This is a genomic window from Nocardia sp. NPDC056100, assembly GCF_042266325.1.
Taxonomy (GTDB): Bacteria; Actinomycetota; Actinomycetes; order Mycobacteriales; family Mycobacteriaceae; genus Nocardia.
The window spans coordinates 285,874-307,642 of sequence record NZ_JBHJVY010000005.1; the positions used below are offsets into that span (position 1 = coordinate 285,874).

17 protein-coding genes are annotated in these 21,769 nt (G+C 67.8%); 9 read left to right on the forward strand and 8 right to left on the reverse strand.

The genetic code is table 11. From position 1 onward, the window contains the following. Positions 1-155: 155 nt before the first annotated feature. On the reverse strand, positions 156-884 hold the full coding sequence (locus ACFC0O_RS37925) for a 2OG-Fe(II) oxygenase (protein ID WP_375966844.1): 729 nt from the start codon (positions 882-884) through the stop codon (positions 156-158). A gap of 145 nt (positions 885-1,029) precedes the next feature. Between ACFC0O_RS37925 and ACFC0O_RS37930 the strand changes: the two genes are divergently transcribed. Next, positions 1,030-1,485, forward strand: a complete 456-nt coding sequence (locus tag ACFC0O_RS37930) for a MarR family winged helix-turn-helix transcriptional regulator (RefSeq protein ID WP_375966846.1) — start codon at positions 1,030-1,032, stop codon at positions 1,483-1,485. A gap of 29 nt (positions 1,486-1,514) precedes the next feature. Then, the gene (locus ACFC0O_RS37935) at positions 1,515-2,096 is read left to right on the forward strand and encodes a hydrolase (RefSeq protein WP_375966848.1); all 582 of its coding nucleotides are present in this window, start codon (positions 1,515-1,517) and stop codon (positions 2,094-2,096) included. 3 nt (positions 2,097-2,099) lie between these two features. Here ACFC0O_RS37935 and ACFC0O_RS37940 read toward each other — a convergent pair whose 3' ends face one another. Beyond that, positions 2,100-4,955 (reverse strand): hypothetical protein, encoded by a 2,856-nt coding sequence (locus ACFC0O_RS37940; protein ID WP_375966850.1) that lies wholly within the window; start codon positions 4,953-4,955, stop codon positions 2,100-2,102. Positions 4,956-5,119: 164 nt separating this feature from the next. Here ACFC0O_RS37940 and ACFC0O_RS37945 point away from each other — a divergent pair, with 164 nt between their 5' ends. From ACFC0O_RS37945 to ACFC0O_RS37960, 4 genes are all read left to right on the forward strand, one after another. Next, entirely contained in the window at positions 5,120-6,244 is a 1,125-nt protein-coding gene (locus ACFC0O_RS37945; RefSeq protein WP_375966851.1) for an AAA family ATPase, read from the forward strand. Positions 6,245-6,284: 40 nt separating this feature from the next. After that, positions 6,285-6,938: a TetR/AcrR family transcriptional regulator gene (locus ACFC0O_RS37950; RefSeq protein ID WP_364633276.1), complete on the forward strand. Its 654-nt coding sequence runs from the start codon at positions 6,285-6,287 to the stop codon at positions 6,936-6,938. Positions 6,939-7,064: 126 nt separating this feature from the next. Next, positions 7,065-8,096: an esterase/lipase family protein gene (locus ACFC0O_RS37955; protein ID WP_375966852.1), complete on the forward strand. Its 1,032-nt coding sequence runs from the start codon at positions 7,065-7,067 to the stop codon at positions 8,094-8,096. After that, entirely contained in the window at positions 8,083-9,402 is a 1,320-nt protein-coding gene (locus tag ACFC0O_RS37960; protein ID WP_375966854.1) for a lipase family protein, read from the forward strand. The genes ACFC0O_RS37955 and ACFC0O_RS37960 overlap by 14 nt, the downstream gene beginning before the upstream one ends. Here the strand turns inward: ACFC0O_RS37960 and ACFC0O_RS37965 are convergent. Continuing rightward, positions 9,301-10,275, reverse strand: a complete 975-nt coding sequence (locus ACFC0O_RS37965) for a PucR family transcriptional regulator (protein ID WP_375966855.1) — start codon at positions 10,273-10,275, stop codon at positions 9,301-9,303. The two genes, ACFC0O_RS37960 and ACFC0O_RS37965, sit on opposite strands and share 102 nt — an antisense overlap. Positions 10,276-10,416: 141 nt before the next feature. Here ACFC0O_RS37965 and ACFC0O_RS37970 point away from each other — a divergent pair, with 141 nt between their 5' ends. After that, positions 10,417-11,037 (forward strand): TetR/AcrR family transcriptional regulator, encoded by a 621-nt coding sequence (locus ACFC0O_RS37970; protein WP_375966857.1) that lies wholly within the window; start codon positions 10,417-10,419, stop codon positions 11,035-11,037. A 62-nt stretch (positions 11,038-11,099) separates the two neighbouring features. Here ACFC0O_RS37970 and ACFC0O_RS37975 read toward each other — a convergent pair whose 3' ends face one another. Next, positions 11,100-12,266, reverse strand: a complete 1,167-nt coding sequence (locus ACFC0O_RS37975; RefSeq protein WP_375966859.1) for an epoxide hydrolase family protein — start codon at positions 12,264-12,266, stop codon at positions 11,100-11,102. A gap of 102 nt (positions 12,267-12,368) precedes the next feature. Here ACFC0O_RS37975 and ACFC0O_RS37980 point away from each other — a divergent pair, with 102 nt between their 5' ends. Continuing rightward, complete coding sequence (locus tag ACFC0O_RS37980; RefSeq protein ID WP_375966861.1) at positions 12,369-15,257, forward strand: AAA family ATPase; 2,889 nt, start codon at positions 12,369-12,371, stop codon at positions 15,255-15,257. Here the strand turns inward: ACFC0O_RS37980 and ACFC0O_RS37985 are convergent. Beyond that, positions 15,246-16,196 (reverse strand): sigma-70 family RNA polymerase sigma factor, encoded by a 951-nt coding sequence (locus tag ACFC0O_RS37985; protein ID WP_375966863.1) that lies wholly within the window; start codon positions 16,194-16,196, stop codon positions 15,246-15,248. The genes ACFC0O_RS37980 and ACFC0O_RS37985 overlap by 12 nt on opposite strands. Positions 16,197-16,289: 93 nt before the next feature. Between ACFC0O_RS37985 and ACFC0O_RS37990 the strand changes: the two genes are divergently transcribed. Continuing rightward, complete coding sequence (locus ACFC0O_RS37990; protein ID WP_375966865.1) at positions 16,290-16,685, forward strand: SgcJ/EcaC family oxidoreductase; 396 nt, start codon at positions 16,290-16,292, stop codon at positions 16,683-16,685. 70 nt (positions 16,686-16,755) lie between these two features. Here ACFC0O_RS37990 and ACFC0O_RS37995 read toward each other — a convergent pair whose 3' ends face one another. From ACFC0O_RS37995 to ACFC0O_RS38005, 3 genes are all read right to left on the reverse strand, one after another. Next, positions 16,756-17,259, reverse strand: a complete 504-nt coding sequence (locus ACFC0O_RS37995; protein WP_375966867.1) for a L,D-transpeptidase — start codon at positions 17,257-17,259, stop codon at positions 16,756-16,758. Between the two features lie 170 nt (positions 17,260-17,429). Continuing rightward, positions 17,430-18,572 carry an MlaD family protein gene (locus ACFC0O_RS38000; protein ID WP_375966869.1) on the reverse strand — a complete coding sequence of 381 codons (1,143 nt, stop codon included), beginning with the start codon at positions 18,570-18,572 and terminating at the stop codon, positions 17,430-17,432. A gap of 310 nt (positions 18,573-18,882) precedes the next feature. After that, complete coding sequence (locus ACFC0O_RS38005; RefSeq protein WP_375966870.1) at positions 18,883-21,744, reverse strand: BTAD domain-containing putative transcriptional regulator; 2,862 nt, start codon at positions 21,742-21,744, stop codon at positions 18,883-18,885. Positions 21,745-21,769: the final 25 nt, after the last annotated feature.

The window sequence follows — 21,769 nt, forward strand, 5'->3', positions numbered from 1 at the left end:
TTGTGATCCGACCAGTCGGATTCAATTGCCGAACCGCGTATTTCGCGCACCCCCGGCAATATCGACCGGAGCATGAAATAGGGATTAACGGAGTGTATTGCACCCGTGCCGAGCCGGTTGTTCCCAGTGCGGGTCACGCGTCACCCCGTAGTGGATCAGGCGTCATGGAAGACGAGGCCGAGGGTATGCCTGCTGCCCGAGCGAACCGTGCTCACCCCGTGCCGCATAGGGGCTGCGGACCAGCCGCGAACACTGCGAATCGGGCGGTCGCGGGTGGTGAAGACGAGACCGTGGCCCTGCGGCAGGGCCACGGCCGCGCCCCGGGATTGCGCGCGCGGGCGCTGTTCGACCATCAGGAATTCACCACCGGTGTAGTCGACGCCCGGGGCATCCAGCCCGATCACGACCTGGAGCGGAAAGATCATGTCGCCGAACAGATCCCGATGCAGCGCATTCCAATCGCCCGGGCCGTAGCGGAGCAGGATCTGCGACGATTTCGCCTGACCGGCGGCATGACACTGCGCGATCCAGTCCTCCAGGTTCGCGGGCCAGGTCCCGGGGCGGCGCAGGCGGACGGCCCAATCCCGGGCAATCGGAAGCAGTTTCGGGTACAGCGCCGCGCGCAACTCGCGCACCGTCTCGGGCAGGTCATGGGTGAAGTACCGATACTGGCCCGAGCCGAAGCGATGCCGGGCCATATCGATGGTGGAGCGGAACCTGTGCTCGTCGTCGTACAGGGCGATGAGCGCGCGGCATTCCTCCGGGGTCAGCAGCGGGCCGGTGAGCGCGTGCCCGTATTCATCCAACTCGGTGGCGAGCTCGGGCCAGGGTTGTCCGGCGACCCGATCGGCGTGCTCGGTCGGCAACCCGGTACTCACCGTCATCGATCGATCCTCTCCGTGGCTGTGATCTTCCACCATCACTCTGCCGCAGGTGGGAGCCCTGTACCGGCGGATATCGGTCATGGCGTTCGGTGCAATAACGACAGTAAAACTTGCAAGTTTTGCTTACTTGTCGCATGCTGGCCCGGTGAGCGATCCCGGCGGGCCCAAGACGGCGCAGGAGCTGGAACAGGCCGCCGCCGAACTGCGGGTGGTCACCAGCCGCCTGCTCCGCCAACTCCGCGCCACCGCACGCGCCGATCTGGAGATCACGCCGTCGCAGGCGGTGGTGATCAGCCGCCTGCACACCGACGGCCCCATGTCGGTCGCCGATCTGGCCCGCGCGGAGAAGGTTCGCCCGCAATCCATGCGCACCACCCTCGCCGCGCTCGAGGAATACGGCATGGTGGCCCGCGCACCGCACCCCACCGATCAGCGTCAGGTCATCATGTCGCTGACCGAGGCGAGCCGGCGGCTGCTGAGTCGCGCGCACGCCGCCAAGGAAGGCTGGCTCGTCACCGCTCTGGCCACCAAACTCACCCCGGCGGAACAGGATTCGCTGATCGCCGCCATCCCGCTGCTGGCTCGGCTCGTCGAGCCCTGACATCCGCTCTCCAGGAAAAGGATTCCCGCATGTCCGCACCCCTGCTCGACCCGAACACCGCCCTGGTCGTCATCGACCTGCAGCGCGGCGTGGTCGGCATGCCCACCCTCCCGCACACCAGCGAAGAAGTAGTGCGCAACTCCGCCACCCTGGCGGCCGCCTTCCGTGCGCACAATCTGCCGGTAGTCCTTGTGCGCGTATCCTTCTCGGCCGAGGGTGTGGACGCCGCTCCCGGGCGCATCACCGACACCATGCCCAAACGCCTGAACTTCCCCGAAGGCTGGGATGAGATCGTCGACGAGCTCGAAGTGGCTCCCACCGACATCCCCATCACCAAGCGGCAGTGGGGTGCGTTCTACGGCACCGAACTCGATCTGCAACTGCGCCGCCGGGGTATTACCGAAATCGTCCTGACCGGCATCTCCACCAGCATCGGCGTGGAGTCCACGGCGCGGGCCGCCCATGAGCACGGCTACAACGTGGTCGTGGTCGAAGACGCGGTGGCCGATCGGGATCTGGACTCGCACACGCATTCCACCACCAAGATCTTCCCCCGGATCGGCCTCGTCGCCAGCACCGAAGCGGTGCTGAAGGAACTCGAATCCCGCTGAGTCTCAGCGCGTGGCGGGTGCCCAGGCTCGCGCCCACAAGGCTTGCCAGGTACCGCCCTTGAGCCACGAGAGTGGTATCAGCACACCGGATTCGGCGGTCCGCTCCCAGAATTGCTCGATGCCGCCGCCGAATTCGGCGGCGGCGGGCAGTCGAGGCTGCCAGGGGCCGTCCGGATCGGCGAGGGAGGTGACCGGGAAGCCGGTCACGGTGGTGGATTTCGGGTCGGAGATGGCGGTTACCGGATAGGAGTGGTCCGGGCTGGACGTGATCGCGATCGCGAAAGTGCAGATGAGGTCGCACGAGGGACGGCGGGCGAGCGCGGCCGCGAATGTCGGCGCGTCGGCCATGGCCATCTCCACGAGTGCTTTCCGCAGGCGCAGGGCGATCAGATCCATCGAGCGGGCCTGCGCCAGTTCCGGGGCTTTCACCAACTCGCGCAACCGTTTCGACGGAAGCTGAGCGTCCGCGGTCAAGGTTTGCAGGCGTGGATATTTCGCCGCCGGTATGGGGTCCAGGTTCGCGAGGGCGGTGGCGAGTGGGCGGTTATTGACGGCCGACCACAGGTCGGGCAGGGATACGCGATCGGCGTCCAGCGCCTCGGCGCACAGCTGATTCAGGCGGGCCGCGGGTGAACGCCGCATGGCCGTAAGGGCTTTCGGGTCCGCCTCGGGTGATCCGGCGACGGCTGTCAGGGCACGCAGGGTTTCGGGGGCGGCGTCGAAGACCACCCGGACCGCCTCCCGGAGTACAGGCGCGAGTTCGAGGAACGGATTCGGCTTCGCCCGCCGCGGCCGCGCCGGCGCCTCCGGCGTCACCTCGGCCGGTTCGGGTTCGGTCCGTCGCAGGCCGAGAACCCAACGCCGCAAGGCCCTTCCGAGTGCGGGATCCGCCTCGCTGTTGAAGCGGCCGTAGATCTCGCTCACCAGCCAGCCGCTGCGATTGGCTCGCAGCTCGGCATTGACCTGAATGGTGTCCTGCTCATCGCGCAGCGCCACCAGAATGCTCAGCCCGCGTACCGCCTGATCCTGATACCACGGCCCGGCAATGCAATTGCCCATATAGTCCGACCATTCCGCGAGCCGGGCGGCATTGCGCGCGATCTGAATCCGCGCGGTCGTCCCCGGCAACGTGCTCCCGTCATGCACGAGAACGGTCTCCGCCACCTCGAATTCATTGCTCAACGCCGCCGCCACCGACCCGCTGGTCATCAAACCGGCACACAGGCGGGTCCACTCCCGGCAGCGCGCGGGCGCGATCGCACCGAGCGACACCAACTGCGCCGCCCCGGCCACCGCGAGCGGAATGGACTCCGGCCGCGGCGTCAGCGGATCAGGCTGCGGCACCGCCGGATTCGCCTCGAAGTGTGGACCGAGATACCCCCATCCGACCTCCGCCCGCGCGTGCCCGCGCATCCGCACGATCGCATCCGCCAGATCGCCGTACCAGAGCAGATCCGCCCCCAGTTCACACGGCCGCTCACCCCGCTCCGCCTCCGGCACATCCGAGTCGGCCCACGCGGCGAGGCGGGCGGCGAGGCTGTCCACCTGGCGGTTGCGTACCAGCGGGATCTGCCACCAGTCGGCGGGTTGCCGAGTGTCGGTAGTGCCGAAGGCATATCGCCAGCTGCGCAGGGATTCGGAGTCCCATTTCTCGGGCAGGGCGGCTACGTCGATCCGGGAGCAGACGAGCGTGTTGAAGGCGTTGTCGACGACCAGTCCGTAGGCGAGCGCGTGGGCGGTGCGGGCTCGGACGAAGCGTTCGAAGGCGGCGTCCATGGCTTGGTGGCGGCGGAGCCAGGCGTCGATTTCGCGGAGATGGCAGACGGGGCGGGCGGGCAGGTCGCTGATGCCCAAACCCTTGCGCCTGGCGCGGACGATTTCGCCCTTGGTGGGAAGGCTTGCGGCGGTGCCGATCTGATCGCGCATGAGGGCGATGCCGTCGATCACGCCGAGTTCCTGCACCGCGACCGCCGTGCGCAGGAGTACGGTCGCGGCGATGGCGTCCTGGATCATCCACTCGAGGCGCTGTCGCCAGAACCCATTCCAGTCGGGGACGTAGTGCATTGCGTCCAGGAGTGAGAGCTCCTGTTTCCGGGTGCCGGTGACCACGATCGCCGACTCCGTTTCGACGTGCTGTCGGTAGCGCCGGTGCAGTTCGTCCTCGACGGTCAGATCCTGGCTGTCGAGCAGCAGCTGCCTTGTGCGGACTGCCAGCTGCCTGGCGCACACCTGCTCCCACAGATCGGCGAGCAAGTCCAAACGCCTGGGGCGCGAATAGGATTCGAGCACTCGCCGCAGATTCAGCGCCAGCGCGGATGGCGCTCCGGTGGGGATCGGATCGATGCCTTCGGGGATTTCCCAGCCGAGTACGCCCACGAGTTGTTCGGGACCGAGCAGATCCGCGGCTGCCGAGGCCAGCGTGAGCGCGGCCCAGCGTTCCTCGGAGATGGCTCTTTCCGCCTCCGCGCCAACGGGTTTGGTGGCAGTCACGCCGAAAAGTGCTACCAGGGTGGCGGTTCGCTCGCCTATTCGGCGGGCATCGTCCATGCCGAGGATCCGCAGCGCCGCCAGCACGGCATCGCGGCGATCACCGCCGGTTCCCGCGAGTCGCGCCGAGACGAATCCCGCACCGAGGTCGATTCCGGCCCCGGCGACCGTGATTCCACCGGTTCCGATCAGCTCGGCGAGCGACTCACGGGCCGCGAGCACCGCCGCGGCCGGGCTGTTCTTATCCCCGAGCACCACCGCCGCGCCCGCGAGCGCCTCCTGACCGTGATCCTCGACCCGCTCCCCGGTATCGACCAGCCATGCCCCACGATCCCGGTCCGCGATCACGCCCCAGGCCAAACGCACTGCCAAACTCGAACTCCTGCTTGCTCTGCGCGGATTCCACGGAACCGCTCCGGCCGCGAACGATACGAGCCCGTCCCGAACCCGGCAAACGAGTTTCGATTCGGCGATCGGGGAGACCGATGCCCCCGCAGCGAGGTAGCTCCCCGATTGCCGACGGCTAGGGTGGGGTCATGCTGACCGCACTGGCCGTGGAGAACTACCGCTCACTGCGCCGGGTCGTGGTCCCACTGGGGCAGTTGACGGTGGTCACGGGTGCGAACGGCAGTGGCAAATCGAGCCTGTACCGGGTGCTGCGCCTGCTCGCGGAGTTCTCCCGCAATGGCGCGGTGGCCGGAATGGCGCGTGAGGGCGGCCTCGATTCCACGCTCTGGGCGGGGCCGGGTCGCACCTCTCGCGGCGAACCATTGGCGCTGCGACTCGGTTTCGCCGGGGACGATTTCGGTTACGCGGCCGATCTGGGCGTCCCCGTACCGGGCGAGTCCATGTTCAACCGGGATCCGGAGATCAAAGCCGAAGCGGTCTGGGCCGGTCCGGTGCTGCGCCCCTCGGCCCTGCTGGCCGAACGCGGCGGCCCGGTGGTGCGCCTGCGCGATGAGGGCGGCGGCTGGGAGATGGTGCCGTACCACCTCAAACCCTTCGACAGCATGCTCTCCGAACTCGCGGATCCGCAGCGCGCCCCGGATCTGCTGGTGCTGCGCGAGCGAATTCGCGGCTGGCGCTTCTACGATCACCTGCGCACCGATATCGAGGCACCCGCCCGCCGACTACAGATAGGCACCCGCACCATGGTGCTCGCGCATGACGGCTCCGATGGTGCGGCGGCCCTGCAGACCATTCGCGAGATCGGTGACGCGCACGGCCTGGATGAGGCCGTGGACCATGCCTTTCCGGGCAGCAAACTGGAAATCGTGAACAGCGACGGCCGTTTCGAACTGCTGCTGCATCAACCGGGCCTGTGGCGTCCGCTCGGTTCGGCCGAACTCTCCGACGGCACCCTGCGCTATCTACTGCTGGTGGCCGCCCTGCTCTCACCGCGGCCGCCGGAGTTGCTGGTGCTCAATGAGCCCGAGACCAGCCTGCACCCCGAATTGCTCGGCCCGCTCGGCGAACTCATCGCCCGGGTCGCCGAGGACACCCAGGTCATCGTGGTCACCCATGCCCGCGCACTGCTCTCGGAATTGGCCGGGCACGCCCCGGACCTGCACACCATCGAACTGGTGAAGGATGCGGGCGCGACCACCGTCGCGGGGCTGGGCATGCTGGAGGAACCGCCCTGGTACTGGCCGGACCGGTAGTCCCGCCGCGCCGCGCGGCGGGAGGCCATATTGTTGCGGGGTGAGTGTGGAGGGTGCAGGGGTGCCGGGGCCGTTGCCGCGTGGGCGACACGGGCTGAGCCGGGAGCAGGTGGCGCACTCGCAGTATCAGCGCCTGTGCGTCGCCGTATTGGATGCGGTGGGGGAGCTGGGGTACGCGGCCACCACCGTCGCCGATATCGTCAGCCGCGCGCAGGTGGCACGGCGCACCTTCTATTCGGTATTCGGCGGTAAGGACGAATGTTTCGCCGCCGCCTACGATCTCGCGGTCCGGACCGCGCTGGAGCATTTGCAGGAGACCGTGACCGGCATGGTCGGGGTGACCTTCGCCGATCGGGTGCGCATCTCCTTCGATATCTATCTCGGCTTCCTGGCCACCCAGCCCGCCGCCTCGCGCGCACTGTACGTGGAGACTCTCGCGGCGGGACCGGGGCTGGTCGCGCAGCGAGCGCAGGTGCACCGGCATTTCGCCGAGTACATCCTGGCGGTCGCGCGCATCGGCGTGCGCGATGGTGAACTCACCGCGGATCCGGATCCGGAAATGATCGATATGCTGCTCGGCGGTATCGACGACCGGGTGCGCAACTGTCTGCACGAGCGTGGCGCGGCAGCGCTGCCTTCGCTGTCGCCGCTGTTCACCCGCACCGCCATCGCCCTGGTGCGCGTCGCCGACTGACCAGCTGTCCCGCACCACAATCCACGGCCCGGCCGCATGCCCGGCTTTGTCATCTGACACAGATACGGTGACACCGCACACGCCAGAACCCTACGGTCACAAGGGAATTCAACGTAGGAGAGGGCAATGATGCCGACAATGCGAATACTGGGCAGTGCGATGTGCGCGGGGGTCACCGCGCTGGGAATGGCGCTCGCGGGCGGTGCGGCGCAGGCGGATCCGGCGGCGGGCCTGACCAGCGTCGCCTCCGACACCAGCGGCGTCGGACCGCAAGCCTCCGCATACCTGGCCGCCTTCGGTTACGGGCTGCTGCATCCCGATGCCGCGCCGCCCGGGGCCGATGACTGGAACTGCAAACCCACGGCGGCACATCCGCATCCGGTGGTGCTGCTGCACGGCACCTGGCTCAACGCGTACGACAGCTTCGCGTACCTGTCCCCGCGCATCGCGAGTGCGGGCATGTGCGTGTTCTCCTTCAACTACGGCCGCGAGGGCGTGCTGAACGGCGGCGGCATCGGCGCGATTCTGCCCGGCCGCTACGGCGTCGGCCCGATGGAGGATTCGGCCCGGCAGCTCGCCGTCTTCGTGGACCGGGTGCTGGCCGCGACCGGTGCGAACCAGGTCGATGTGGTGGCGCACTCCCAGGGCGGTCCCGTCACCAGCCAGTACCTGAAATTCGAAGGCGGACAGGGCAAGATCGGCAAGGTGGTCACGCTGGGCGCGACCACGCACGGCACCTCGCTGAACGGGATCGCCTCGCTCGGCCGGTGGATCACCGATATGGGCCTGAATATCCTGGGCTTCTACGAACCGTTGATCGGCCAGTCGAATATCCAGCAGGCCGTGGGCTCACCGTTCTACAAAACCCTCAATGCCAATGGCGACACCGTGCCCGGCGTCGAGTACACCGCCATCGGCACTCAGCACGACGAAGTGTCCAATCCGTACGAGTGGACCTTCCTGACACCGGGACCCGATGCCATCGTGAACAATGTGACCCTGCAACAGGGGTGTGACGCGGATCTGTCCGATCATCTGACGATCAACTATTCCCCGCGCGCCGCCTCGATCGTGTTGCGCGCCTTGGATCCGGCCGGAAAACACGAGCTGGAATGCACCTTCAATCCATGGGTGATCGGTGGCGATGGGCACCTCTGAACCGCTGCTACCGGACCGGGATCCGTTCTACCGCAGCGACGAAGCACTGGACGGCATCGAACCGGGCACGATCCTGCGCACGCGCGCGGTCAAAATCGCGCTATTCGGTGTTGTGCCACAGCGGATCTCGGCTTGGCAGCTGCTATACCGCAGTACCGATCTGCGCGGGCGTCCCGAGGCGGCGGTCACCACGGTGTTGCTGCCCTGGGGCGCGGATCCGGCGGTGCCGCGCCCGCTGCTGTCCTTCCAGTGCGCCATCGACGCCATAGCGCCGATGTGCTTCCCCTCGTACGCATTACGGCACGGGGCCCGGGCGCTCGGCGCGATTCCGCAATTGGAATTGCCGCTCATCGCCAGTGCGCTGGCCCGGGGCTGGGCCGTCTCGGTGCCCGATCACGAGGGGCCGGGCGGGCACTTCGGGGCTGCCCGGGAGCCGGGTTACCGTGCGCTGGACGGTATTCGAGCCGCGTTGCGCTTTCCGGTGCTGGGGCTGGACGCCGACACTTCCGTCGGTCTGTGGGGCTACTCCGGTGGCGGCCTGGCCACCACCTGGGCGGCCGAACTGGCCGCCGATTACGCTCCCGAACTCGATATCGTGGGCGCGGTCGCCGGGTCTCCGGTGGGTGATCCCGCCAATGCCTTCGTGCGCCTGAACGGCTCACCTTTCGCGGGCTTCGCCATGGTGTTCACCGCTGCGCTGCGGCGCGCCTATCCACAGCTTGAACAGACACTGCGCGAACATCTTTCGGACGAATATCTGGCGTTGCTGGCGCGGGCCGAACACACCGCCACTTTCCCGCTGCTGGCGCGGTTCGCCGGTCGCGATGCCGATCGGCATGCCCGGGCGGGCCTGGCCGCCATGTTGAACGAACCCGAATTGCGGGCGGTGCTGGACGAAATCCGGCCCGGCGCACAGGCTCCGGTGATGCCCATGCTGATCGTGCAGGCGATCAATGACGAGGTGATCGCGGTGGCCGATATCGACGCGCAGGTGGAGCGCTACCGCAGGCGGGGCGCGCACGTGCACTACGTGCGCGATCGCCTCAGCATGCATCTGCCGCTGCAATTCCTGGGCGCTCCCGCCATGATCGACTGGCTCGCCGATCGATTCGACGATCTGCCGACGGGAGTGCCGGGGACACAGACGATCTGGTCGGTGGCGCTGTCCGCGCGCGCCCGGCCCCGGCACGCCGAATTCGCCGCGCTACTGGCGCGCATGCTCGGCTCCCGCCCGATAGGTGCGCGCCACCAGCGCGGACCGCAGGTACCACAGGCCGGCCGACTGCGCCGGGTCGAAGCCGGTTAACTGGCCGATGCGCTTGAGCCGGTAGTCGATGGTGTTGGCGTGTACCCCGAGTCCGCGCGCGGTGCGCCGCCGGTTCAGGTCATTGCCCAGATGGCGGCGCAGCGTCTCGAGCAGTTCGGGGTAGACCTCCAGTGGATCCAGCAGTGAGCCGAGGTATTCCCGTCCCGGACCGGGGCGGGTGAGCTGATATTCCATGGCCAGATCGTCGAATCGGTAGAGCCCGGCCTTGCATTGCAGCCGATGCACGATATCGAGCAGTTCATGCGCCTGATGGGCCGCGCCCGGGATACCGGGGGTGGCGGTGTGCACCACGGTGGCGGTGAGCGCCACCTGCGCCACCGCGGCCAGTTCGGTGATCAGGTCATCGAGTTCGGTTGCCGCCGTGACCGATTCCGGAATGAGTACGGTGCCGCCGTCGGTGCGCAGCACCCACAGCGCCTTGTCCGCACAGCGCGCGGAGAGTTCGGCTTGTACGCAGCGCAACCGTCGGCGTGCCACCAGTTGCCCGTTCACCGCCGGATGCTGTTCGCCGGGATGCGCGGGAATGCCCAGTGCAACAACGTAGTACGCGTCCTCCAGCTCCACACCGCGGGCATGGGCCTGCGCGGCGGCGGGCTGTCCGGACAGCAGTGCGGCGGCGAGGCCCAGTGCTTCGAGTTGCGGTGGGATGGTCACCTGCGGCGCGATCTCGGCGACCGCGAGGGTTGGATCGGGGAGCCCGGTGAGCGCGGTATCGACCACCGAGAGGGCTTCCAGGAGTCGCCGGGCGCTGACGGCGATATCCAGCGCGCCGGCGCGCAGTTCCAGACAGGTTTCGGTAATGGTGCTGACATCGACGGTCGAAACCGCGTCTGCGGGGGCGGGGTTTGACATGTGCGACTCCACTTTTCAGGGAACGCTCGCGTTCCTACTGGTGCGTAACTGTAATGGCGGTCACCTCGCGCAGGCAAGCGCATCATGATGAAACGTCGGCGTTCGGGCCGGTAGAACGGGCTGAGGAGTACGATCGACCGTATGGAAAGTTCGGCCGCCACCGGTGCTATCACCGACAAAAGACTGCTGCGCGGGGCCCGGACCCGGCAGGTGGTGCTGGCCCGCGCCGTCGATATCGCCTCGCTGGAAAATCTGGAGAGTCTGAGCTTCGGCCGCCTAGCCACCGATTCCGGTCTCAGTAAGGCGGGCATCCAAACCCTGTTCCGCACCAAGGAATTGCTGCAACTGGCCACCGTCGACTACGCGCGGGACCGCTTCATCGCCGAGATCACCCAGCCCGCCCGCATCAAACCCCATGGCGCGGCCCGGCTTCGGGAACTCATCGAACGCTGGATCGATTACGCCGTGACACCGGTCTTCGCGGGCGGCTGCTTCCAGGCCGCCAACCTGAGCGAATTCGACAGTCGTCCGGGTCCGGTTCGCGATGCGCTCGTGCGTAATCAAGGCGAATGGGTCGGCCTGCTCTCCTATGAGCTCGGCAGGGCGGTCGAAGCGGGCGAGATCGCCCCGCTGGACACCGATCTCGCGGCCTTCCAAATCGACGCCGTCCTCCGGTCCGCCAATACCGCACTGCGCCTGGATGATCCGACCGCCGCCGATAAGATCCGCCGGACCCTGGAAAGCTTCCTGACGCCGCGATAGGCGAGTGTGGCTCACGCCGGAAGCCCCGCACCACTCGGGTGCGGGGCTTCCGGGTTTCGGGATCAGTGCTCCAGCGTGGCGAAGAATTCGCGAATATCGCCGACCAGCAGGTCGGGGACCTCGAGGGCCGGGAAGTGGCCGCCGGAGTAGAACTCCGACCAGTGCGTGATGTTGTGCGCCTTCTCCGCGAAGGCTCGAATGGCGAAATCGGCGGTGGTGAAGACCGCGACACCGGTGGGCACCGTGCCCTTGGGCTTGGGCGCGAACATGGTGCGGTCGTGGAAACGCTCGTAGTAGTAATCGGCGACGCTGCGGGCGGTATCGGTGAGCCAGTAGATGGTGACCGTGGTCAGGATCTGGTCCAGGTCGATGGCCTGCTCGGGCAACTCGTGGGTGGCGTCGGTCCACTCCCGATACTTCTCCACGATCCAGGCCAGCTGCGCCACCGGGGAATCCGCGAGCAGCTGGGCCAGGGTGTGCGGGCGGGAACCGGCGAGCTGCATGTAGGCCGAGCCGTTGTCCTGGAAGTCCTTCATGGCCGCGAGACGCCGCCGCTCGGCGTCGGTGAGCGCGGCCATATCGGCCGGATCGCCGGTCGGAAAGGTGACCAGCGCGTTCACATGCACGCCGAGGACGTGATCGGCATGCTCACGCGCCAATCGCGGGGCGACGAACGCGCCGTGGTCACCGCCCTGGACGCCGTAGCGGTCGTAGCCGAGCCGGGTCATGAGTTCGGCCAGCGCACCGGCGACTTTGCCGTCATGCCAACCGGTTTCGGTGATCGGACCGGAGAAACCGTGGCCGGGCAGGGTCGGGATCACCAGGTGGAAGGCCGGGGCCTCGGGATCGCCGTGTGCGGCCGGATCGGTCAGCGGGCCGATCAGGTCCAGGAAGTCCGCGGCGGTGCCGGGCCAGCCGTGCACCAGCAGCAGGGGAGTGGCATCCTGCCGCGTCGAGCGCACATGCAGGAAGTGCAGCCGCTGGCCGTCGATGACGGTGGTGAACTGCGGCTGCGCGTTCAGGCGGGATTCGATTGCGCGCCAATCGAATTTCTCGGCCCAGTAGGCGGTCAGCTCGCGCAGATACGCGGTCGGCACACCGCGCTCCCAGCCGGTGCCCGGGGTGTCATCGATCCAGCGGGTCCGGGTGAGGCGGGTGCGCAGGTCGTCCAGATCGGTCTGCGCGATATCGATGGTGAAGGGGCGGATGGCGGTGTTCTCGCTGCTCATGACATAAATACTTCCGGTAACGACCCCCGCCCCACATCATGAGAATTCGTTATTTACCGCCCGCGCTGGGCTCTTTACCGCGCACCCGGCATGATCGAGCCGGTGGTGAATCTTCCGGTCAGCAGTGCCCTCATCGGCCGCGGCGGCGAGCTGTCGGCGCTGCTCGACGCGGTCGGTGGTGCGACCCATGCCGTGCTGATCGCGGGTGAGGCCGGGATCGGCAAATCCCGGCTCATCGGCGAATTCACCCGGCGATTGGACCGTGGAACCCTGGTGCTGTCGGGCCGTTGCCCCGAATTCGGTTCCGACGGTGTGGCTTTCGCGCCCTTCCTGGCTGTCATGCGCAGGTTGCTGCGCGAACTCGGGGTCGCGGAGATGGCGGCACTGCTGCCACCCCAACCTGCTCTGGCGAACTGGCTGCCGCGACTGGCGGTGCATACCGGCACCGCGGCCCCGGAGCCGGATCGGATTCGGCTGTTCGGTGAGATCCTCACCGTCATAGAGCAATTGGCCATGACCCGGCAGACGGTGCTGATCCTGGAGGATCTGCACTGGGCCGATGCCGCGAGCCGCGAACTGCTCACCTTCCTGGTCGCCAACCTGGCCGACGGTGATGTGCTGCTCATCGGCAGCTACCGCCCCGGCGATTCCGGCCCCCTGCGCGAACTGATCGCCGAACTACGCCGCGATCCCGGCGTGCGCACCCTCGACCTCGCCCCGCTGACCCGGCACGAGGTCGGCCGCCAACTCGCCGCACTACTCGCGCGCGAACCCGAACCCGCCTTGATCACAATGGTTTTCGAACGCAGCGGCGGCAACCCCCTGTTCGTCGAAGCCCTGGGGCAGGCCCCCGACCAGATCCCCGCCGACCTGGCCGACCTCCTCCTCGGCTTCCAGCGCGGCCTCACCCCGCCCGCCCATGCCCTCCTGCGCATCGCCGCCGCCATCGGTTCCCCCATCCGCCACGACCTGCTGGCTGAAGCCGTAGACCTCCCCTCGGACGCCCTGCACGCGGCCCTGCGCGAACTGGTGACCCGGCAACTCCTACTCACCACCGACACCGGCTACGAATTCCGCCACATCCTGATCCGCCAAGCCGTCTACAACGATCTACTCCCCGGCGAACGCACCCAACTCCACTCCCGCCTGGCGGATGTGCTGCGCGCCAACACTTCCCATTCGGGAAACGCTGCCGAACTGGCCCACCATGCCGCCGCAGCCGGAGACTTCACCGTCGCTCTAGGTGCCTATTGGTCGGCCGCCACCGGGACATCGGAAAGCGTCTCCGGTCCCGAACGCTTCGCATACCTGGAACAGGTCGTCGCTCTCCGGGATCGAGTCTCGAACCCGGACGAGTTACTCGGCGTCTCGAAACTCGCTGTTCTGGAACAACTCACCGAATGCGCCGTAGCCTCCGGCGCGATCGATCGCGGCATCGCCGCCGCCACCGCCGCCCTGGACCTCATCGACCCATCCGCCGACCCCGTCCGAGCCGCACACCTGCACCTCCGCCGAGCCTTCCTGCGCGGATCCACCGGCGCGGGCCCCGGCGACGACCTCACCCGAGCCCTGTCACTGCTCCCGTCCACCCCTTCCACCCTCGAACACGGCGAGGCGCTCGCCCAATTCGCCCTCACCACCGTCTTCGCCGGCGATCCCGACGCGGCCGCCCCCGCTGCCGACACAGCCCTCTCCCTCGCCGAATCCCTCAGCGCCCCAGCCCTGGTCGCCCGCTCCCACGCCTACCTCGGCCTGATAGCCGTCGGCAGCACCGCGGCTGATTCAAGTCATGAGGCTGCGCTGAGGCACTTCGAATCGGCCAGGGCGGCAGCGAGAGCGGCGGGCGATCCGCTGGTGCTGCTGGATGTGGTGACGTGGGAGTCCGCGGTGTTGTTGGCGGCGGGGGAGTATCGGGCCGCGATTTCGACTGTGCGGGTGGGGTTGCGGGCGGCGCAGCAGAGTTTCAGGTTCGCTGAGAGTGCGCCGATTCTGCTGGTGAAGTGGGTGCAGGCGTTGACCGCACTGGGTAGCTGGGCGGAAGCACGGGCGGTGGTGGATGAGGCCGAGTTCGAGCGGTTGCCGCCGTTGAGCCGGGCGGCACTGCTGGTGAGCTACGGGAAAATCGCGCTGGGACAAGGAGATACCGATGCCGCGCGATCATATGCGGGGCAGGCGGGTGAGCTGCTCGGCGACGGACGATGGGCGATTCCGTATCGGCTCCAGCGCCAGCTGCTGATCGGTTCGATCGCGATTCAGGTGGGCGATTGGGTCGGGGTGGACAGCGCGCTGGCGGAAGTGTGGTCGCTCGGTGATGTGATCGCCATACTCGAGGCGCATCCGCACGATGCCTGGCCGGTTCTGGCGCTGGCGGCCCGGCGCCGCGTCGCGCACTCCGAAATCGAGGGCGCGCGTAGCGAGGTTGTAGTGGAAGGGATGCTGGCACTGGGGGATTCGTTGTCTTGCACGTCGCCGGTGGATATCGCGCATCGTGGGGTGTTCCGTGCGTGGCGGGCCGGAACCGCGGCCGGTTGGGATCTCGCCGTGCGGGCGTGGCGGGGACTCGAGCAACCCTTCGAGGAGGCGGAGAGCCTGCTCGAGCTCGCGGAATTGCTTGCGGTACAGGGGGATCGGGAAGCGGCGGCAGGCGCGCTGGGGCGGGTGGTCGAGTTGGCCGGTGGGCTGTCGGCGGAGCCGCTGATCGCCGCCGCCGGGCGAGTGGCGACGCGGGCGCGGATTTCGATCGACGGGAGTGGCGGTGACTCGCCGAAGGTGCGGGAGAGCGGCGGTTCGCGCACCTTCGGGCTCACCGCGCGGGAGCTCGAGGTGTTGCGGCTGGTGGCGAAGGGGTTGAGCAATCGAGGGGTGGCGGGGGAGTTGTTCATCAGCGCGAATACGGCGGGGGTGCATGTTTCGCGGATTCTCACGAAGCTGGGGGTGGCTTCGCGTACCGAGGCGGCCGCGTTCGCGCATGAGCACGGGCTACTCGGGTAGGGTGGCGGGGAGTTCGAAGAGGGTGAAGATCTCCGCGTCTTGGTAGACGGTGAGGCGGGTGATGGAATCGCCTGTGAGGGTGAATATTTGGAGGGTGTGCAGGGCGTAGTGGCCCTCGGGGGCGCGGACGTAGGCGGCGATGGCGGGCTGGCCGTTGGCGGCCAGGGGCAGCATGCGCCAATCGGTGCCGTTCCATTCGAAGACCTGTGCCAGGAATTCGGTGTAGTGCGCGCGGCCGCGGAACCAATTGAGCATGGGCGGCATTTCCATGATCACATCGTCGGCGAGCAGTTTCTCCAGGGCGGTCAGATCCGCCTTGCGGAACGCGTCGACATAGCGGTCCACCACGGCACGCTGGGCATCCGGTTCGGCGATATCGTCCTCGTGAACACCGCTGGCGGACAATGTCTTTCGCGCCCGCTGTAGTGCGCTGTTGACCGCCGCAGGAGTCATGTCCAGCGCCTGCGCGATCTGCCCGACGGGCCAGTCCAGCGCCTCGCGCAGCACCAGTGCGGCGCGCTGCCGTGCGGGCAACTGCTGCATGGCCGCCACCAGCGCCAAGCGCAGACTGCCGCGCGCCGCCGCGACTTCGGCCGGATCGCCGACGAGCGCATCGGGAATCGGTTGCAGCCACGGCACTTCCCCGCCGTGCACCAGCGTCTCGCGCGGATCGTCCCCCGGCGGCCCGCCCAGCCCGGCGGGCAACGGCCGCCGTGTCCGCTGTTCCAGCGCGGTCAGGCAGGCGTTGGTGGCGATCCGATACAGCCACGTGCGCATGGACGCGCGACTCTCGTCATAGCTGTCGCGCGCCCGCCACGCGCGCAGCAGCGTCTCCTGCACCAGATCCTCGGCATCGTGCACCGAGCCGAGCATGCGATAGCAGTGCGCCAGCAATTCCCGCCGGTAGGGGTCGGTCCGGGTGCTGAATTCATCGGCCACCCACCTTTTCTACGCCACACCGATGACATCCCGGCACACCGCCGGTAGGTACTCGTGAGCCGCCGACCGCGCGGCGAAAACAGGAGGATCACCATGAACGACACCGCCGTACAGGCCACCGACCGGGCCGCCGTACTCGAGGTCATCGACGGCGTCTATCGCGCCTGGGCCGCCAATGACGCCGACGCCTTCGTGGCCGACTATCTCGAGGACGCCACCTCGATCGTCACGGGTTCGCGCACCGACGGCCGGGAATCCGTCCGCGCCCGCTTCGCCGCCATGTTCAGCGGACCGCTGCGCGATTCGTCTGTCCGCGATGAGCTGCTGTCGGTGCGCTTTCCGGCCCCGGACACCGCGATCGTGAACAGCCGCAGCGGAGTTCAACTCGCCGATCAGACCGAACCGCAGCGCTGGGAATTCGCGACCTGGGTACTGGTCCGCAAGGACGGCGACTGGGCCGTGGCGGCCTTCCACAACTGCGCGGCATAACCTCGGTAAAACGACGCCCCCTTCCGCGAATACGGAAGGGGGCGGGGATTTTTCGTCGGGTCAGCTCGATTTACGGCACGACCTCGACCGCGTCACCGGGATTGAGGTAGTTGAAGAACTGCTTGGCCCCATCGGGCGTCATGCGAATGCACCCGTGCGACTTCTTGTCCACCGGGCCGATATGGAACGCGATATCACCGTTGAAGAAGATGGCGTACTCCATCGGCGCCTGATGCAGGGTGCTCCAATGGAACGGCCGCTTGAAGTCCACGTGGAAGAATCCCGGCGGCGTTTCGAATCCGGGCATACCGTGCGAAATCGGCGTCGGCCCGTAAATCACCTTGCCATTGTCCATCAGCCACGCCTCATTGGTCCCCAGCCGCAGGCAGGCCCGGGCCTGAGCGGAGCAGGGCGCGGTGACCGGCTGGGTAGGAATGATCGCCGGAGCACCCGGCACGTCCGGGCCGCCGGGCCACAGCGGTTCGGCCTGCGCCGGTGCGGCCGCCAAACCGGCGGCCACGCCCGCGAAGACGAGGGATCGCATTGCCGAGCCGAGGGAACACTTGCTCATCATCGAGTCATCTGACCTCTCTAGCCTCGCCCGCCGCCCGGTGTACTCGCCTGCCAGGGCGAAGGGACATCTCTATTCGTCTCGTGCAATTGATCATTCTGCGCGGTCCGTACCGGGATTCGCGGGATGAACTCGCGGGTCGCGCGCCGACACGCGCCCGCCATGCCGGAAATTCACCGAACCGGTGGCAGCGTGCGCTCATTCGGATCGGCCCCGGTGGGCATATACGCACCATTGTTCGGAATGTCCGGTCGCGGGGCATTGGAGGAGCCGCGAATCTGCTGTTCCGGTGGCGGATTGACGCAGTAGGTCCAACGGAACAGCGTGTCGTCCTGCACCACGTACTGCGGTGTCATTTTCGTCGTGTAGTTGCACCACGGCCGCGGCCAGATATCGACAATGGTGTAGAACTCGTTGTCGTGCGCGGGCACGCCCATGGCGGAGGTGCCGATCACCAGCGCCGGAAACAGCGCGCGCAACGCGGGCGTCCGCAGCAGCGCCGCGTGCACCACCGCGGTCATATTGGTCGCCAGGCTCTGAATCGGATCCTGATTGCGATCCAGGATGCCGTCCAGCACGGCCAGCTGTTCGGGCGCGCGATCGAGAATCTGCCGCAGCTCGGCATTGGCGGCATTGACCTGATCGAACAGCAGCCGCGAATTGCGGGTCAGCGTGCCCAGATCCGGCTGCGCGTGCGTCGAGGTGCTTGCTATGGACCGCAGATTGGTGATGAGGCTCGTCGTCTGCGGCAGCAGATTGTCCAGGCCCGTGGTGGCGATGCTGATGCCCTCGATCAGGTGTCGCAGCTGATCCTGTCCGCCGCTGAGTGCGGTGTCCAGTTCGGTCAGAATGGTGTTCATCTTGTTCGGATCGATCTGCGCGAGTAGATCATTGGAGTTCGCGAGGGTCTCCCAGATCGGCACCGGCGTGCTGATCCGCAGCGGATCGAAGGTGATCACCTGCCCGTCCTTCAGAAACGGTGCGTGATCGGTGTTCGGCCGGAAGTCGATGTACTGCTCACCCGCCCCGGACAGCGCGCCCACGTGGATGGCCGTATCGGCCGGAATCCGGTACTTGTCCTCGATTTCGGCGACCGCTTCCACCTGGGCCCCGTTATCGATGATCGACACCGATTTCACGGTGCCCACCCGGTAACCCCGCCAGGTGACGTCATTGCCCGCCTGGACCCCGCCGGATTTATCCAATTGCACAGTGACGCTGTAACTTCCGCCCGGTCGCACCCGGGCGATATCGAACAGCAGATAGCTCGATCCGGCCAGCAGGCAGCCCACCAGCGCGACATTGGAAATCAGCATTTTGTGTTCTCGCAGAATGCCCAACAGGCCCGCCTTCATCGCCGATCACGGACAACAGGTGCAGTGCTGTGTGAAGCGCAGAGCAAAAGCTGTGTGAAGCGCAGAGCTAACTCGTGGCGAAACTGCGGGCAATACTAGGCGACGCCGGCGGCCCCCGGACCCGGACATGCATGTAGCGCGCGTGTGAACCCCTCGTACCCACGCGCGAACATGACTGTGTTGTGCGGCCACACCGGTGATCTGTCGCCCACTGGTGCGGCCGCGAAATGACAGTGCCAGTCCGCGATGAAAAGAGAATGAACGTTCGCTATTATCCGGGATTGGGGGAGAACAGCGTGGTCAGCGTGGGTGGGGGCAGACCCGCGCGCCGGAATGCCTCGGTGGCGTCGCGGAGTTCGCGTGCGGCGGTGGCGGTATCGCCGCGTTCGGCCACCGCGGCCGCGTGCAGCGCCAGGGCCCGGGCGCGATCGATGGGATCGGCGGCCATGCTGAGCAGCGCCAGGGCCCGGGCGGATTCGGCCTCCGCGGCGCAGGTGCGTCCCGCCCGCAGATGAGTCTGGGCGAGCCGGGTGCGCGCCCAGCCCTCCCAGAGCCGGACGCCGTTCCGCTGGGCGATGCGCACCGCCTCCTCGCCCAGGCGTAGCGCGTCGTCGTGCAGGCCGAGTAGTGAACGCGTGGCGGCCAATTCGTGATGCGCCCAGCCCAGGGCGACGAAATTGGAGCATTCGCGCGCCATCTCGATGGCCCGTTCGGCGACCGCGACGGCCTCGTCGTACTGTCCGGATTCGCAGAGCGTGCGGGTGGCGAGGGCCAGAATCCACGCCTCCATGGAGCGATCGCCCAGCGCGCGGGTGAGCGCCACCGCATTGGCGTAGTGCCGATGCGAGTCCTTGGTATTGCCGAGTCGCCGGTCCGCGATGCCGAGCAGCAGTTCGGCGAGCACCTGCAGGCGGCGGCCCGCATCGTCGACCGGCGGTGAAATGGCTTGCAGGAACTCGAGACTCGCCTGCACCTCGCCCAGCCCGACCTGCATGATGGCCCCGAGCGCGGTGCGCAAGCGGCGCACGCTGCCGCTGTCACCCTCCTGGGTCGCGGTGTGCAGCAGCGCTTTCAGCGCATCGGCCACTTCGCGCGCACCGGTGCCGCCGTCCATCACCTCGGCCATAACCCAGGCCAGATCGGCGGCCAGGGCGACCCCCGGCCCGCCCAGGCGGGCGGCCTGCCGATGCAGGGCGATGATCACCGGCCGCTCGATATCGTTCCAGCGCTGGCCGTCCGCGCCGCCGGTGCAGGCGTGCCCGGGCACGGTGGTGGGGACCAGCAGCCGGGTGGTGTTGCTGTAGTCGATGGCGCTGAGCAGGTTCTTGGCACTGGCCAGGTAGTAGTCCAGCAGTCGCGCCAGTACCTGTGCCTCGTCTTCACCGGGCTGGCTACGGGCGAACAGGCGCAGCAGATCGTGGAAGTGATACCGCCCGGGCGCGGTGGTCTCGAGCAGGCTCAGATCCACCAGTGCCTCGCACAGGTATTCGCCCTGTGCGATGGAGACACCCAGGACGGCGGCCGCGGCCTCGGTGGGCAGATCCGGGACGTCGGCGCGGGCGAGTGTGCGAAAAGCCCTGGCCTGCTCCGGATTCAGCTGTCCGTAGCCGAGCCGGAAGGCGGCGTCGAGGGTGAGTTCACCGGTCCGCAGCACATCGAGGCGCTGATTCCCATCGGCGAGCCGGGTCGCCATGGAGGCGATGGTCCAGCGCGGGCGCACCGCCAATCGCGCGCCGACAATGCGCACCGCCAGCGGCAGGCAGGCGCACAGCGTGATCACCGCGTGCGCGGCGGCGGGTTCGGCGGCAATGCGTTCCGCGCCCAGAATGCGGGTGAGCAGGGTCATCGCCTCGGCGGGTTCGAGCACATCGAGGCGGGTTCGGCGCACGGCCGGGAGTTCGGTGAGGGTGGAGCGGCTGGTGATGAGCACCGCCGTGCCCGGGGTGCCGGGCAGCAGCTGGCGCACCTGCGCGCTGTCCCGGGCATTGTCCAGCACCAGCAGAATTCGCCTGTCGGACAGCATGGTCCGGAATTGCGCGGCCCGATCGTCGACGGCCGGGGGGATATCGCTCTCCGCGACGCCGAGCGCGCGCAGGAATCCGCCCAGCGCGTCACCGGGCGCGGTGGGCTCCTCATCCACACCGCGCAGGTTCACGTACAGTTGCCCGCCCGGGAAGCGATCCCGCACCCGATGCGCGACATGCAGTGCGAGCGTGGTCTTTCCGACCCCGCCCATACCGCCGACCGCGGAGATGACCACCGCGCCCGCATCACCGCCGAGCTGTGCGGCGATCTCATCGGCCACCCGGGAGCGACCGGTGAAATCGGCTATGTCAGGCGGCAATTGGGCCGGGGTGCGGTCCCGTCCTGGGCGGCGCACCGGCGGCAGTTCGGCGCGCAGAATGCGGGCGTGTACCGCGCTCAGTTCCGGTCCGGGTTCCACCCCGATGCCCTCGACCAGCGCGTGCCGGGCGCGGGCGTACTCCTGCAGCGCCTCGGCCTGCCGTCCGCTGTGATAGAGCGCGGTCATGAGCAGTGCCCGGAAGCGTTCGCGCAGTGGATGTTCCACGATGAGCGGTCCGAGTTCGGCGACCGCCTCGGCGCTGTACCCGGTATCGATATCGAGGGCGAGCCGATCCTCGAGAATGGTGAGCCGCCACTGTTCGAGCCGGGCGCGCTGGCGTTCGGCGTACGGTCCGGGCAGTGCGCCCAGGGCCGCGCCCTGCCATCGGCCGAGCGCGTCGAGCAGGATTTCCCGGGCGGCGGACGGATCGTCATCGCGCAGTTGCGCGGCCGTCTCGACGCGTTCGCGCACATCGCCGATATCGGTGCGGCCGTCCGGAATCCGCAGCGCGTACCCGTCGCCGATGGAGATCAACATGGCGGCCGGGGCGCGGGTGATGCGCTCGGGCTCCAGTTCCCGGCGCAGTTTGGCCACGTGGGTGCGCAGCGCGGAAACCGCGCGCGGCACCGGATCCTCGCCCCAGATGCCCTCGACGAGTTCGGCGGCCGTCACCGCCTTGCCCTCGCGCAGCAGCAGTGCCACCAGCACGGCCCGCCGCTGTGGCGGACCCAAGTCCAAGGGCGTGTCCGCGCGCCAGGCGCGGACCTCACCCAGGAGTGCGAACTTCAACAAACCGACCTCCCCGTTCGGGGGA